At 29.1% G+C, this 15,126-nt stretch carries 11 protein-coding genes; 4 read left to right on the top strand and 7 right to left on the bottom strand.

What is annotated here, in order from left to right:
- Nucleotides 1–113: 113 nt before the first annotated feature.
- Nucleotides 114–1,118 carry a ketoacyl-ACP synthase III gene (locus CLOCEL_RS20780; RefSeq protein WP_010074178.1) on the top strand — a complete coding sequence of 335 codons (1,005 nt, stop codon included), beginning with the start codon at nt 114–116 and terminating at the stop codon, nt 1,116–1,118.
- A gap of 267 nt (nt 1,119–1,385) precedes the next feature.
- Here CLOCEL_RS20780 and CLOCEL_RS20785 read toward each other — a convergent pair whose 3' ends face one another.
- Nucleotides 1,386–2,672, bottom strand: a complete 1,287-nt coding sequence (locus CLOCEL_RS20785) for a phenylacetate--CoA ligase family protein (protein ID WP_010074179.1) — start codon at nt 2,670–2,672, stop codon at nt 1,386–1,388.
- Between the two features lie 922 nt (nt 2,673–3,594).
- Between CLOCEL_RS20785 and CLOCEL_RS20790 the strand changes: the two genes are divergently transcribed.
- On the top strand, nt 3,595–5,085 hold the full coding sequence (locus tag CLOCEL_RS20790) for a methyl-accepting chemotaxis protein (protein WP_010074180.1): 1,491 nt from the start codon (nt 3,595–3,597) through the stop codon (nt 5,083–5,085).
- Nucleotides 5,086–5,251: 166 nt separating this feature from the next.
- Here the strand turns inward: CLOCEL_RS20790 and CLOCEL_RS20795 are convergent, their stop codons facing one another.
- The 5 genes from CLOCEL_RS20795 to CLOCEL_RS20815 form a co-directional block, all read right to left on the bottom strand.
- Nucleotides 5,252–7,153 carry an FtsX-like permease family protein gene (locus CLOCEL_RS20795; protein ID WP_010074181.1) on the bottom strand — a complete coding sequence of 634 codons (1,902 nt, stop codon included), beginning with the start codon at nt 7,151–7,153 and terminating at the stop codon, nt 5,252–5,254.
- Entirely contained in the window at nt 7,140–7,910 is a 771-nt protein-coding gene (locus CLOCEL_RS20800) for an ABC transporter ATP-binding protein (RefSeq protein WP_010074182.1), read from the bottom strand. Before CLOCEL_RS20800 ends, CLOCEL_RS20795 begins: the two co-directional genes overlap by 14 nt.
- A 285-nt stretch (nt 7,911–8,195) precedes the next feature.
- On the bottom strand, nt 8,196–9,227 hold the full coding sequence (locus tag CLOCEL_RS20805) for a sensor histidine kinase (protein WP_010074183.1): 1,032 nt from the start codon (nt 9,225–9,227) through the stop codon (nt 8,196–8,198).
- Nucleotides 9,224–9,898, bottom strand: coding sequence for a response regulator transcription factor (locus tag CLOCEL_RS20810; RefSeq protein ID WP_010074184.1), 675 nt, complete (start codon nt 9,896–9,898; stop codon nt 9,224–9,226). The genes CLOCEL_RS20805 and CLOCEL_RS20810 overlap by 4 nt, the downstream gene beginning before the upstream one ends.
- 95 nt (nt 9,899–9,993) lie before the next feature.
- A complete protein-coding gene (locus tag CLOCEL_RS20815) occupies nt 9,994–10,755 on the bottom strand; it encodes a SagB/ThcOx family dehydrogenase (RefSeq protein WP_010074185.1) in 762 nt (253 codons plus the stop codon).
- A gap of 254 nt (nt 10,756–11,009) precedes the next feature.
- On the opposite strand from CLOCEL_RS20815, the gene CLOCEL_RS20820 reads away from it, so the two are divergent.
- Nucleotides 11,010–11,537: a TetR/AcrR family transcriptional regulator gene (locus CLOCEL_RS20820; RefSeq protein WP_010074186.1), complete on the top strand. Its 528-nt coding sequence runs from the start codon at nt 11,010–11,012 to the stop codon at nt 11,535–11,537.
- Nucleotides 11,538–11,869: 332 nt separating this feature from the next.
- On the top strand, nt 11,870–13,600 hold the full coding sequence (locus CLOCEL_RS20825; RefSeq protein WP_010074187.1) for an MFS transporter: 1,731 nt from the start codon (nt 11,870–11,872) through the stop codon (nt 13,598–13,600).
- Between the two features lie 231 nt (nt 13,601–13,831).
- On the opposite strand, the gene CLOCEL_RS20830 is transcribed toward CLOCEL_RS20825, so the two are convergent.
- Nucleotides 13,832–14,818 carry a hypothetical protein gene (locus tag CLOCEL_RS20830; protein WP_010074188.1) on the bottom strand — a complete coding sequence of 329 codons (987 nt, stop codon included), beginning with the start codon at nt 14,816–14,818 and terminating at the stop codon, nt 13,832–13,834.
- Nucleotides 14,819–15,126: the final 308 nt, after the last annotated feature.

Raw genomic sequence — 15,126 nt, forward strand, 5'->3', positions numbered from 1 at the left:
AGTTAAACATGAGAATTAATAGTTAACGTAAAGAGTGAGTGTAATCTAAATTCAAAATATTGTAACTTATTTCTTCAGGAGCAGTTGATAAAAATATTGGGAGGTATACTTAAATGAAAACTCATAATGCCGTTATTGTAGGTGTCGCATACTATCATCCAGAAAATGCCGTAGATAATCTCTTCTATATCAACCACTTTAAAGAAAGAGGAGAAGACATTAGTGGTCTAATGAGAGCTACGGGAAGAAAAAATCGTTATATTTCAACAGATGAAAATGAAACAGTGTTAACAATGGGAATTGAGGCAAGTAAAAAAGTTATAGAGAAAACCAATATTAATCCAAAGGATCTAAATAGAATTGTTTTCTCAACGGGGACTCCAGAATATGTTTCACCTTGCCATGCAGTAAAAATTCATGATGCTATTAAAGCTGGTCAAAAACTAAGTGCGTATGATATAAATGCCAATTGTGCTGGAATGCTTATATCATTTGAGCAAATATCTAGATCTATGCGAGATAATTCTTCTCTTAAATATGCACTTATTGTTGGCTCTGAACAAGTTAGTAGATTCGCAAGTTATGATGATACATTAACCTACCCAAGCTTTGGCGACTTAGCTTGTGCTATTATTTTAGAGAACATTCCTAATACAGATAGAGGTTTTATAGATTCAGATACATATACTAATTCAAGTACCAACGATAATATACTTTTACCTCCAAATGGTATGTCTTCTATCGTTCATACCAAAATTCTAGGTATGCAGGATAAGCTATTACAATGGACTCCCTTTGACACTACAGGTTGCTTTTATAGTGCTTCAATTTCAATAAAAAATTTACTACAAAAACATAACCTTACTAAAAAAGATATAAAGAAATACTTCTTATCACAATTCTCACTAGCTGCAGTTGAACAAGTTTGTAGTGATATGGAGGAGGATATATCGAAATTTGCTTTCATTGGTGATGAGTATGGATACACAGGTACTTCAAGTCCATTTTTAGCTTATGCCAAATCACTTGAAAAAAATGAACTTAATCCAGGTGACTATGTAATTTTTTGGACCGTAGGCGCAGGAACTACTGCTATTTGTAGTTTATATAGATATTAGTTTTATGCTTCATTTTAACTATCTATTTAACCTACTCGACTGGAATTAACTCACAAAAATTATATATTCATTATTTAATTGCTATTAGTTTGTCCGCAAGCTAATAGCGATTTTAAATTTATATCATTGCAAAGTATTATTAAAAATCTATTTTTTAAATTCTAATTCTTTCAGCTATTTTAAGGCAGTATCCTCTAAAACTTAGTTTAAAGAACACTACCTTTATATTTATATCTTATTATGTAACCTTTTTTTACTTAACTATATCTATCTCTTATCAAAAACCCTTTTTATTTTCCCCTCACTTCTTGGTAAAGTATCAGGATTAACAAACTCTATATTGCATGAAATTTGTAGAATGTTATGTATCTTCGTTCTAATGCTCTTATGTAATTTAATTAGTTCTTCTTCCTTATAATTGTTAACATTTCTTTGTAACTCTATGGTAATAGTTAACTTGTCCAAATTATTGTCCTTCTCAATAGTTAGCGAATAGTGTGGTGTAAGTTCATTAAACTCAAGAAGTATTCTTTCTATTTGAATAGGATATACATTAACGCCTCTTATGATTAGCATATCATCATTTCTTGCCCCAACTCTTCTCATTCTAACAAAAGCACACCCACATTCACATTCGTCATATTCTAGTGCAGATATATCACGAGTTCTATATCTAATAAGAGGAATTCCTTGTTTAGTTAATGTAGTAAATACTAATTCACCTAATTGTCCAGCCTCAACAGGCGCTAGTGTATCCCCCGATATTATTTCTGGAATAAAATGTTCTTCATTTATATGTAATCCATTCTGCACGAAACATTCGCCAGCTACTCCTGGCCCCATAACTTCACTTAATCCATAAATATCGTATGCTTTAATCCTAAATTTATCTTCGATGTTAGATCTCATCTGATCTGACCATGGCTCTGCTCCAAAAACACCTATCTTTAGATTTAATTCATCAGGGGATATCCCCATCTTCACCATAGTATCATATATATGTAATGCATAAGATGGTGTACATGCTAATACAGTAGTTCCAAATTTCTTCATAGTTAGTACTTGTTTCTCAGTAGCACCTCCGGATATAGGTACGACTGCTGCTCCAAGATGTTCTACACCATAATGAACTCCTAAACCACCTGTAAACATCCCATAACCATAAGCAATCTGAACAATATCATTATTAGTAATACCATATCTTCTCAAAGTATTTGCCATAAGTTCTGACCAAGTTTCAATATCATCTTTTGTGTATCCAACTACAGTTTGAGTCCCTGTTGTTCCAGAAGAAGCATGTATTCTTACAATTTTTTCCATAGGCGCCGCAAACATTCCATATGGATAATTATCTCTAAGATCTTGTTTTGTTGTAAATGGTAATAGTTTAATATCCTCAAGCGTTCTAATATCTTCAGGTAATAAACCTATATTATCAAACTTATTTTTATAGAATGGCACATTTTTATAAACATATTTCACCAATTGCTTTAATCTCTCTGTTTGTATATCATATATCTCTTCTCTTGTTTGAATACCTAATAGATTGTTCAAATTAACCCCTCCTATTTTCAATGAAACAAATTAATTGTACTTATATAATTTTCGTACCTACATTATAATTATTTAGTATTTATGTTATTTTTTATCGAAGTATGTTTTCAACTCATTACACATTTCGACATTTCAAGAATTTTATTGGAGTTTATCATCTTCATTATACACCTTAATATAATCCATAGATATAAAATTTTACTTAATTTATTAACCTAAAAGTTTCATATTGGATTATCACAAACGTCCACTTATAATATATTTAAATATATTGTTGTTATTACAATTAAATTATTTATCGTTAAAAATTTATTTATTAACCACTAAATTCATGTTGAGTCTGTACATTCTCATTATAATTTTTTATTAACAACAATTTAACTTTTATACTGTGAATAACAATAAATAAAGGAGGATATTGGTTTATTGTAACGAATAATATATTATATAGACTTATTTTTAAGTAATGATAAATTAAGTAAGAAGCTAAAATATTATGACTTATAAAATTACATTGGATTTTAAGTAAAATGATAACTGTAATTTTTATATAATCATCTGACCTTTTCATTTAAAATCAGATTCATTTATCTATTAAGTAATTATATACAGATTAATGATAGCTTTTCACTTATGTTGCGTATCACTAAGTTTTAGTTAAACTTACAAATTATCAACATATCAAGTAGTTGTAAATCTTAATTCTAAGGAGATGATCATAATTAACCATTTTGGGGATGTCCATAAATAAGTTACAAACTCAGAGCCAATCGTTATTCTCTTCATACTAAATATGTTGAATCGTTTGTTGCTTATTGAATTAACCTGTTAATTAATATATCTTAGCTTTGATAAAGTTCATGATTTAACTGCTCTTATTTACTGAATTTTGATATTTTACAAAAATTTTAGGAGGATTTTTATGGATTTAGAATTATTAAAAGATGAAGAAAAAAGAATGAACACCGTAATGTTTTTGATAAATTTATTAATACCTTTTTTTGCTTTTGGATTTCTAAAATTATTCTTAGATGGAACTTCTATTGATGCTATTGTCTTTATCTTTACACCTATGAGTCTATTGATTAAGTTATTTGAAAAGACACTTAAAGGACTTGCAAAGTACCTTTACATTTCAGCTATTCCAGTTCTTGGAGCAGTCGTTATAGCCTTTTCTGCTGATGGAAAATTTGTTTGCATAACCCAAACTTATTTTTTCATTTTGATATTATCAATAGCTTACTATAATAGAAAGGTGGTAATTGCTGCTGCCTTATCAACAATAGTTGCAAATAGCTTAGGTCTTTTCTTCTATACAAAGGAATACTTGTTAATACTTAACTTACCAGCATGGATATTTATTATGGGATTATTTGCACTAGCTTCTGTTGTAGCTACAATAATTACTGAAAGAACTTATAACTTATTTAAAACTTCTGAAATTAAAGAAAAAGAAACAGCAAATTTATTCTCATCTCAAGAAAAAATAATGATAAATGTAAAAGATATATTTAACAATCTAAAGAATGTATCTGACACAATTTATCACTCAATAGATCAATCTAAAGAAACTACTCAACAAATAGCTGTATCTTCTCAAGAAATTGCTGAAGGTTCTATGGAACAGTTAAGAGAAGTGGATGGAAGTATCGACGTCTTTAATACACTTGCAAATAAAATTTCGAGTGCAGAAGATAAAGTTAATGAAGCTGTTAGGAGCATGAATACTTTAAAACAAAATAACAATACTGGAATATCATCTATTGAAGAACTTTCAAGCAAGTTTGAGGAAAATACCAAATCTACAAATGATGTATATCAGGAAATACATAACTTATCTGAAAAGTCTAAGTCAATTGGAAGTATCATAGATACAATAAACGGTATTGCAGAACAAACTAACCTACTTGCATTAAATGCTGCTATCGAAGCAGCAAGAGCTGGCGAGTCTGGTCGTGGTTTTGCTGTTGTAGCCGATGAAATAAGAAAACTAGCTGAACAATCTTCAACTTCTACCCAAAAGGTTGATAATATATTAGTTGATATTATTAATATAATAGAAAAAACACAAAGCACTATGAAATATAATAGAGGAATAGTAAGTGAATCAAATGAAAAATTGAATACCACAGTAAATTCTTTCAAAAATATAGTAGTATCCTCAGAAGATATTATTAATATAATACATATATTAAGTGATCAACTTGAAGATATTAAAAATTTAAAAGATACTTTACTTAAATCTATGGAAACTTTATCAACATTCTCAAAAGAATCAGCAAGGTCAACAGAAGAAGTAAGTGCTTCTACGGAAGAACAAGCAGCTTCAGTTGAGACTATTGTTGCATCAATGAGTGAAATCCAAGGTATCATTGATAATCTATCTGATATCTTAAATAGCAACAAAATTTAGAAATCTGATATCGATAGACAAAATAATTTTTTATTAAATAAGATTATGTAAAACAATAACAATTTTTAGATTAATAAAATAGTAGCTTTGTGGATATTCCTCAAAGCTACTATTTTTCATTATCCTATCTTTAGAATATGCATCATATCTATTACTATATTTTATGTTACCCCTCAATCTCCCTCATATAAGAACCTAATGTTACAAAATAATAAACACAATAAACTAACACATATACAACTAGAATAGCTACATAACTGCCCATCAACTTTAAAGCTAACATTTTACTAAGTGCTACTGTCGCTGGATAAGTATTGATTGCTGCAATTAATAGTGGAGTGCCAAAGAAAATCAACAATTCCTTGGCTACAGACATTTTTATTTCTTTTTTACTTACTCCTATTTTTCTTAGAGTGATAAACTTACTCTTATCTTCTCTTGCTTCCATATTCATCTTAAAATATATAATTCCTCCAGTGGCCATTATAAAAAGCATACCTATAAATAACCCTATAAATGCCATCATTCCTAATAACTTAAGCCCATCAGCATAATGGTCATAAAAAGTCTTAACGCTGCTTTCGTCAGGTACAGTTTTCAGAAGTTCTGTAGTAAAATCATCAGCTTTAAAATCATTCTGTAACATATAACCTGTCACATGTGCTATGGTCCCTTTATCCGCTATACTCTTCATATTTTCAAATACAGAATCCTTTACAACGACAGTTTCCTTAAAATGATCTAAAGCGATAAACGGTTTTGTATCTGTTAAAGTAACCTTAAAGTTATAGTTCTGACTGCCTATATTTATTGGGATATTTTTATTTTCTATAGGATCACCTATAGTATAATTCTGAATCTTCACAAAATAACAATCATCATTTTCCTTTAACTGAATTTTTCTATCTTGCCCTTGGTGATCATTTATGTTATTAAAATCTTTTTCACTAATTATATAGATTTCTTCATTCCCATCATAGGAGGGATTCCTTATGATTGTTTTTAATAATTGAAAATCATCCTTGTACTTAACTGTTACTTGTTTATAGTTACTTAAGATATCTTGAAAAATCTTATCTTCTCCGCCATTATTAAAATACTCTACAGAAAATGGCCTCATATATCTAGAATTCTCCTCTGTTTTGCCATATGATCCTATGCAAGTCACAAGGGCACAAAGTGCTACAGTAGTAGTTATCGCTATTACACTTAAAGTTCCAACATTACCTTTATATCTATAAAAAAGTTGAGCTGTTGATATAAGTTTTGTACCTTTAAAAAGTCTTTTTTCATTTTTCTTGCTCAAGTATATAAGTAAAGATGTTGTAGATGTAAAGAAAAATATTGTTCCAACTACAACTAATAAAACAACAATTGGAGCTTCCACAAAGTTATAAGCTAACTTTTTAATTGCGATATTATATCCTATAGCTAGAAAAACTACTGCTAACATGCCTAATACTACTGTTAAAAATGATACTCTTAATCCTCTTTCAACCTTTTTTGATGCATTAAATAAATCTATAAGCTTGCTGGTTCTTATAATAATAAATCCATGCACAGTTATTATTATAAAAATGCCTAAGAAAATTGTAAGACATAACCTTAAAGCTTTTATACTCCATTGAAATGGCACTGTAACTGGAGTTTTAATCATAAAAAATAAAAGCATTATAAAAAACTTTGTAAAGATCAACCCCAAGATAATTCCAGTAAGCAATGATAAGAACATTATAATTATATTTTCTAGAAAGTTAACCATTGCAACTTGCCTCTTTGACATTCCTAAAAGCATATATGTAGCAAATTCCTTTTTTCTTGACCTTACAAAAAAGGAATTGGAATACCATATAAAAAAAGCCGAGAATAATGTAATCATAACTGCTCCAACATAAAAAAGAGTTATAAATTTCTTCATAGAGCCTAGTTGATCTTGTATATTCTCACTATACAAAATAGACATAAACAGATAGATTGCAAAAACACTGAAAGAGGAGCTAAGAAAATATGCCACATAATTTCTAAAGTTCTTTCTAACATTTCTCAGTGTAATACTAAATAGCGTCATCAATATCCCCTCCGATTACAGATAATATTTTTAGAAGCTTACTATAGAATTCTTTCCTCGTCATATCTCCTTTATATATGTCATTAAATAGCTTACCATCCTTAATAAAAACAACTCTTTTACAATATGACGCTGCAAAAGCATCATGAGTTACCATAAGTATAGTCGCATTATCATTTTCATTTATACCTTGAAGAGCACTTAAAAGTTCCTTTGATGCTTTAGAATCTAAGGCTCCTGTAGGCTCATCTCCAAGGATTAAGGAAGGCTTTGATATTATCGCTCTAGCTGCAGCTCCTCTTTGCTTTTGTCCTCCTGATACCTCATAAGGATACTTATTTAATATATCCTGTATTCCAAGCTTTACAGTTATATCTTTTAATCTTTGTTCAATTACCATATAAGGCACCTTTGCTAATGCTAAAGGTAAAACTATATTCTCTTTTAAGGTCATATTGTCTAAAAGATTAAAATCTTGAAAAATAAATCCGAGCTTTTCTCTCCTAAAAGCTGATAGTTGAGGCTCTCTTAAGGATGTTATATCCTTACCTTCTAATAAAATGCTACCTGAGGTAGGCTTATCAATAGTAGCTATCAAGTTTAACAAAGTGGTTTTTCCAGAACCTGATGGCCCCATTATTCCAATGAATTCACCAGTTTCTACTTCTAAATTTATATCTTCCAAGGCAGTATATTTAAGTCCACCAAATTTTGAACCATAAACTTTCTTAAGATTTTTTATTTTTAACACTTCCATGGCTTATATCCTCCTAAATTATGATAAATATATCCTTATTAATAATTCATTTCTCATATTTCATTTACACCACGCCACCATTAATTTGATGTGCTTGTTCTTATTTAGCCTAATTTGCTTACTTAATCCAACATTTTCATAACAATTAGCACTATCCTGATTGTATAACTATTCATCTGTATAAACTCAATTAAATCTTTCATATGAATGCATTCTCTATATCTTAAGTATATAAAAAAACAAAATGTAGAGCCATTTTTCTGGCTTACATTTTGTTTTCATAACTTACATTTTTGTAACATAATAATCGTTCCATTTAGGAAAATGAATTGAGACCGTTGTGCCTTTTTCATATTCTGATTCCACAGTAATATAGTGTCCTAATTTTTTTGCTAACTTTTGTGAAAGATACAATCCAAATCCCGTAGCCTTAGTATCTATATTTCGTCCATTGTCTCCAGTAAAAGCTTTAGTGAAGATTCTTTTAATATCTTCCTGCTTTATTCCAATGCCACTGTCTACTATACTTAGCACCTTTTCATTATCATATTCATATGCTATTGCCTTTATACAGCCCTTATTCTCTGTATACTTCAAAGAATTAGATATCAGTTGATTTATTATAAATATCAACCACTTTTTGTCAGTATCTATATAAAAACTACTATCAATATCGTTAATAAAACTTATCTGCTTTCTTATAAAAATTAATGAATGTTTTTTAATACTTTCATTTACTAACTTTTTAATTGATTCTTCTGAGATAATATAATCTTTAGAAAACCCATCACTTCTGCTATAGTATAGAACCTTCTCTACATATTCATCAATTTTATCAATCTCTTCCTTCATAGATGAAAGCAGTGAAGCATCAACTTCAATATCACAACTCTCAATTATCAACTTTGAAGTAGTTATCGGCGTTTTAATTTCATGAACCCATGAGGTTATAAATTCATTATTTTCCTTATTTCCTTCCTGAATTTGACTTAGAGAATTGATATATTGCTTATATAAATCATTTATAATAACAGAGTAAAGTTTGTCTTTATAATCCTCAGCCGCAGGAAGTATAGGAGTTTTATCCTTTGCTTTAATAATATCCTTAAGCCTTTTTATTTGCTTATTCTTTAAACTATAATCAATAATTAGAAAAACTAAAAACATGAAAAAAGATACACTTATCACATACAATAAATTCGCCTTAAGCATTCGGTTTTCTCGATCAAGATATATGACCATTGTTATAAAACCCATAAGTAAAAAATAAAAAACCATGAGCCTAAGATTTTCTTTTAAATACCTATAAAAATTCATTTCACTATATATCCTTGATTCTTTACAGTTTTTATGTATTCACAAAGTCCAAGTTCCTTAAGTTTTTTTCTTAGTCTATTTATATTTACTGTAAGTGTGTTATCATCAATAAAATTTTCATCTTCCCACAGTTCCTGCATAAGTTTCTCTCTTGTTATTATTGTTTCATGCTTTTTCATTAAAGTATATATTATCTTAAACTCATTTTTCGTAAGCTCAAGGCTTTTATCTTCATAATATATTAAGTTATCTTTTAAAGAAAGAATAACACCTTTATATTCTAGAGTATCCATAGCTACTTCTCCATAAGAATAAGTTCTACGTAAAAGAGCGTTGATTTTAGCTATAAGTACCTCTATTGAAAATGGCTTTGTAAGATAGTCATCTCCACCCATATTAATTGCCATTACTACGTCCATATTTGTGGTTCTTGATGATAAAAAAATTACTGGAACCTTTGATATTTCTCTTATTTTATTACACCAGTAAAAACCATCACAAACAGGAAGATTTATATCTATTACTATAATAGAAGGCTTCTCTCTTATAAAATCTTCAAGGGTGCTATTAAAATTCTCTACGCTATATACTTCAAATCCCCATTTTCCAAGTGAACTTCTAAGGATATTTCTTATTTTTTCTTCATCCTCTACAATCATTACTTTGTACATAAAGCCTCCAGGCAGTTATCTAATATATTTCTTGTGTCCTTACACAAAGCATTACTGCAACTTATCTTTAAGTATATCACTAGTAAAATTAAATTTCATTCATCTATTCTACCAACAGATGCTAAATAAATCACAAAGTTTTCATCACCGTCAAGATTTAGAAACTCATCTACCATATATTGATCATAAGCTGCAACTGCACAAGTTCCGCATCCAATTGCTTCACAAGCAAGATATAGATTTTGACAAAGATGTCCTACATCAATTAGCATTGACTTATGCGCTGAGATATAGTATTTCCATTCTCCTCTATAAGGTACACAACTCCATATAAACGTCACAGCACTATCCCCTACAAACTCTTGGTCTAAAGCTATCTTTGTCATTTCTAATTCTAAATTTTCATGGTCAAATAGAAAAATAAGCTGGTGACTTAAGGCCAAATACCTATAGACTCCTCTTTTCAACCCATGGACTCTATGTATAGCCAGATAGGTTTCAAAAGGATGCCTCGCTCCTGCTGATGGTACATTTCTTACAGTAGACGCATATTTTCCACGAATTCTCTTCACAGCTTGAGTCGCCCAAAGAAGAAAAGATAATTCTTCTAAAGTTAAAGCTTGCTTATTATATTTCCTTCGACTCATTCTATCATTAAGCACTAAAAATATATTCTTCTTTACGATTATTTCATTGGTTATTCCCGGTAACTCAATTATTTCTCCTTCTTGATAATACTTGGGCAGATCACTCTCTATAGGAGGTTGAGGTATCTTCCTATCTTGATCTGATGCTAAATGGTCCCACTTTAAGAAATTGGCCTTCATAAGTTCACGAAATAGTTGTAGCTTATCCATAATTCACCCCTTCCATTTAATTAATAATTAAGTCTTTCCATTAAATATAAATAACAATAATATATATGATTAATCTCTCTCGTTAATTAACTTCAAATTCTTCTATATATTTCAATTTCATCAATTATGAACAGCCGTAATTCTATTTTGAAGGATTCCACTCTGAACTCCATATGAAAATTGAAAATTTATTGCACCTTTTATTATGGAAGTGTATAATATGAACAAGGTTCATTAAAAAGTGAGGAATGAATATGCCAAAAATTCTAGAGAACGTAAAAGATTTATTATTGGATGAAGGTAAAAAGGTCTTTTCCACCCAAGGCTACAAAGCTGCTAATATAAGAGATATTACTAAGGCTTGTGGCATAGGAACTGGTACCTTTTATAACTACTTTCAAAATAAAGGAGAACTTGCTATAGAAATTTTTCAAAGGGACTGGTCTAAAATCATATCTTCAATAGAATCCCTTATTACAGAAGAAATCCCTTTAAAAAATAAGCTATATACGATCTTTAAGTACATTGACGGTTTTTTAAAAGATCATATTGCAGTTTTTATTGAAATGGCGTCTGAAAACTATTCTTATAAAGAAACAGAAGTAATGACACCTCTTCACGAGGCTATTAATAAAGTTCTAACTTTTCATAAGGAAAAAGGTGAAATCAATTCTGAGCTTCCTTTAGAAAAATTAACCTCTTTCATTGTATTTAATCTTATTAATATATCTAAAAACAAAACTATTAACTTTAACGAGTTCTATGACTTAATAAAAATTTAATATATAGGGTTCATTATTAAAAGTGCATAAAGAGCCTATAGGTATATTGAAAAATCAATGCACTTTATCAAGATTTTTTATTAAAACGTATAAATAAGCTTCGTCAATAAAAAACTTTTAAGATGAAACTGTTTAAATAGGTTAATTGAAAATATACTCTGAATTAATTCTTTATTTGACTTATAAACTCTCTAACAATTTACCCTATTAAAAATTTGGTGAATAAAATTATTAGAAGTTATATATTCTATAATCATATGTCAAATTTAGTTTTTAATGATGAGTATTAGTTTATATTTTTAAATGAACATCGTTCAGAAAGGAGTCATATTATGAAAAAAGACAATAGTAAAAACTTATTGCTTATATTATTTTTATTAGGTATTTTTATGGGTGCCTTGGACACAGGAATTGTTTCACCAGCTAGGACAGTAATCGCTAACTCTTTTAATATCTCCGCTAACACATCTATATGGATAATTACAATTTATACTTTAGCTTATGCCGTAGCAATGCCTATAGCTGGTAAGCTATCCGATAATTTTGGAAAGAAAAAAATCTATATTATTAGCATATCCCTCTTTGGAATAGGCTCTTTATTATGCGGTTTATCTAATTTCTATGGAAACTTTAGTTTATTACTAGTAGCTAGAGTAATTCAAGCTATAGGTGGTGGCGGTATTATGCCTATAGCCACTGCTTATATAGGTGATAGTTTTCCACCTGAAAAGAAAGGTGCTGCCCTTGGTATGGTTGGAGGAATATATGGTATTGCAACTACCCTTGGTCCAAGTGTAGGTTCAGGTATCTTAAATATAGTTGGAAACTCAAATTGGGGGGTATTATTCTTTATAAATGTCCCAATATGCTTAATTATCTTAATTCTTTCTATTTTATCTCACACAGAAGAAAAGATAAAAGCTTCAAAGAAAATTGATATTAAAGGAAGTATTCTTATTAGTTTAACAATATTATCTTTAATGTATGGATTAACTAACTTGAAATTTTATGAATTCTTAACTAGTATCAAATCTATTGATGTATGGCCATACTTATTGGCATTTATAATCTTACTGCCAATTTTAGTATTTGCTGAAAAAAAAGCAGAAGACCCAGTTCTAAACTTAAAATACTTTACAAACAAAGAGATATCTTTAGCACTAATTATTGCCTTTATCGTTGGTGCTGGAATGATGGGTGTAGTTTTCGTCCCTCAATTTGGAGAGAATATTTTAAAAATAAAATCAGGTTCTGGTGGATATATAGTAACTATAATGGCAATATTCTCTGGAATTTCTGCTCCTATAAGTGGTAAATTAGTTGATAGGTTCTCTGCTAAAATAGTTTTGATATCAGGCTTTACTCTTTCTGCTATAGGAACATTAACGTTAGCTTTATATGCAGCAAATCATCCAAGTTTCTTTAGCCTATTGATAGGTTTATTATTTGTTGGACTTGGAATGGGTTGTACAATGGGGGCCCCATTAAACTATATTGTTCAAATTAACGTAAACCCAGAAGAAACTGCTACAGCACAATCTACCCTTTCATTAATAAGATCAATAGGTGTAGCAATATCACCTAATATCCTTATAGGTTTTATATCCCAAGCGGGTAAAAATATGTCCACTAAGTTGATGGAAGTTATACCAAAAATGGAAATGCCACAAATTCAAGGCATGCAAGCTCCTGCAGCAAACATGACTTCAAATACTTCTGGAATATCACAAGAACAATTACAGCTTCTTCAAAATGCTGATGTTACTACAATAGTAGATTCTGTTAAAAAATTTAGTGAGGATATATTAAATGATAAGGTTGCTCCAGCTATTCAACAAATGACCTCAGTCCCAAATTATAAGGGTCCTAACGCGGATTCATTAATGAGCACTATAATAAACAGTTACTTAAAACAAATTGAAGATTCAAGATTAGTTATAGAAAATGTTTTTCAAAGTACTCTAAACTCTGGTTATTCAAAGCTGTTTATAGGTGCTGCTGTTATCGCAATACTAGGTTTAATCTCTTCCCTACTACTTTCAAAAAACAGAAAAAACTCATAGTTCATATTCCCCGGAACTAACTTTAAAAGACTATTGAAAAGTAAACTGAAGGAATACTATTCCTTAGCAAGGTAGATAATTTAAGTATAACCTATAATTCCAAAAACCTCCTAAAGCTGTTACATTGTTAATTTCTAAATCATTAGTGAAAAAAGCCTATAAAGTTGAGATCTTTCGCTCTACTCTTATAGGCTTTTTTGTATGTATTTATAGATTTATTTGATTATATCTTTAAGAAAATCTATCTAGCAATTCATTTAGCACCATTTTTTCAGTAGCTATCTGATCTTTTAGTAATTCACTAATTCTAAGCAAAATATTATTCATTTTAGTAATGTTATATTTTAATGCAAGATTTCTAATTGTACCATAATTCTTATTTAGTGAGCTATACGCTTCTATAAATTTTTCTCCATTTACTAAAAAGCCTTTGTTAACCATATACTCTAAGCGAAGCTTCATCAATAATTTATGTTCATAAAATAAATGTAATGCTCTGATGTCTAAATACATGTCTTCTTGAACTGATACATTATCTAATATATCAACAATCCTTTCCACTGCATCTAGTCCAAAAATACATTTTTCACTAAATGATACATCAATGGTTTTTTTTGAATATAAATAATTATTTATACTACTTACAACTTGCTCAAAATCAAAGTTTACTATAGCTCCTTCAGATTTTTTGAATAAGTGCAAATTTAAAAAAAAGTCTACTTTATACTTTATATTAAAATATCCATTTTCAATTTCTTCAAATGGAACTTTAGTCCTTATATATTTACCATCTAGAAGATTATCAGCAATGTATACTGAATTATCTTCAATATCGTAACCATATATAAAAACTTCGTGTACTTCACTTGCTCTATTGTATGAACTTGACTCAGAAATATAATAACGATCAACATATAAATATATATATAAACCACCATTTATTGAATCTACTATAAAATCTTTCATAGAACCATTCCATTTAGATAAAAGAATACTTTTAGGTATGTTGTAATGATAAAAGTAAGGGCAATTATCAAAAAACAAATGATGATTGTCAAAAAAATAACTATTCCAACTATATACATATCGAATTTGGATAAAATTATTATATAACCATAACCACGCATTCTCATCATCAGCAATCATCGATAATATACTACCATAACTATTGTAAGTATTAATAATGGGCTCATTCATATGTAATATCTTCTTATTCATGTTAAAACCATCCTTTTTCTATTTATAATAACTATACATTTTCACTGGTGTAAGTTTAGTAACCTCTTAGTTAAAAAGATTTTTATCCTATATACACTATTACTGTAGATATATTAACTGTCTATCTTATTATTGTAAAACTAAAACAACTTATGATGAGGATTTATTGAAGTATATAACTTTAAAAAGCGTACTAAGTTATCAATAATATTCTACATAAATATACACTTTTCCTTCTCATTATTTTACTATTATAATAAATAGTTCAATATAATCCTTTTTATCACAATAATTAAAATCATAAAATA

The sequence above is a fragment of the Clostridium cellulovorans 743B genome (assembly GCF_000145275.1).
Lineage (GTDB): Bacteria > Bacillota > Clostridia > Clostridiales > Clostridiaceae > Clostridium_K > Clostridium_K cellulovorans.

Excerpts from the sequence above, each read along its gene's own strand:
- CLOCEL_RS20780 (WP_010074178.1), top strand. The coding sequence starts at position 114 with ATGAAAACTCATAATGCCGTTATTGTAGGTGTCGCATACTATCATCCA.
- CLOCEL_RS20790 (WP_010074180.1), top strand. The coding sequence starts at position 3,595 with ATGGATTTAGAATTATTAAAAGATGAAGAAAAAAGAATGAACACCGTA.
- CLOCEL_RS20795 (WP_010074181.1), bottom strand. The coding sequence starts at position 7,153 with ATGACGCTATTTAGTATTACACTGAGAAATGTTAGAAAGAACTTTAGA.
- CLOCEL_RS20800 (WP_010074182.1), bottom strand. The coding sequence starts at position 7,910 with ATGGAAGTGTTAAAAATAAAAAATCTTAAGAAAGTTTATGGTTCAAAA.
- CLOCEL_RS20805 (WP_010074183.1), bottom strand. The coding sequence starts at position 9,227 with ATGAATTTTTATAGGTATTTAAAAGAAAATCTTAGGCTCATGGTTTTT.
- CLOCEL_RS20810 (WP_010074184.1), bottom strand. The coding sequence starts at position 9,898 with ATGTACAAAGTAATGATTGTAGAGGATGAAGAAAAAATAAGAAATATC.
- CLOCEL_RS20815 (WP_010074185.1), bottom strand. The coding sequence starts at position 10,755 with ATGGATAAGCTACAACTATTTCGTGAACTTATGAAGGCCAATTTCTTA.
- CLOCEL_RS20820 (WP_010074186.1), top strand. The coding sequence starts at position 11,010 with ATGCCAAAAATTCTAGAGAACGTAAAAGATTTATTATTGGATGAAGGT.
- CLOCEL_RS20825 (WP_010074187.1), top strand. The coding sequence starts at position 11,870 with ATGAAAAAAGACAATAGTAAAAACTTATTGCTTATATTATTTTTATTA.
- CLOCEL_RS20830 (WP_010074188.1), bottom strand. The coding sequence starts at position 14,818 with ATGAATAAGAAGATATTACATATGAATGAGCCCATTATTAATACTTAC.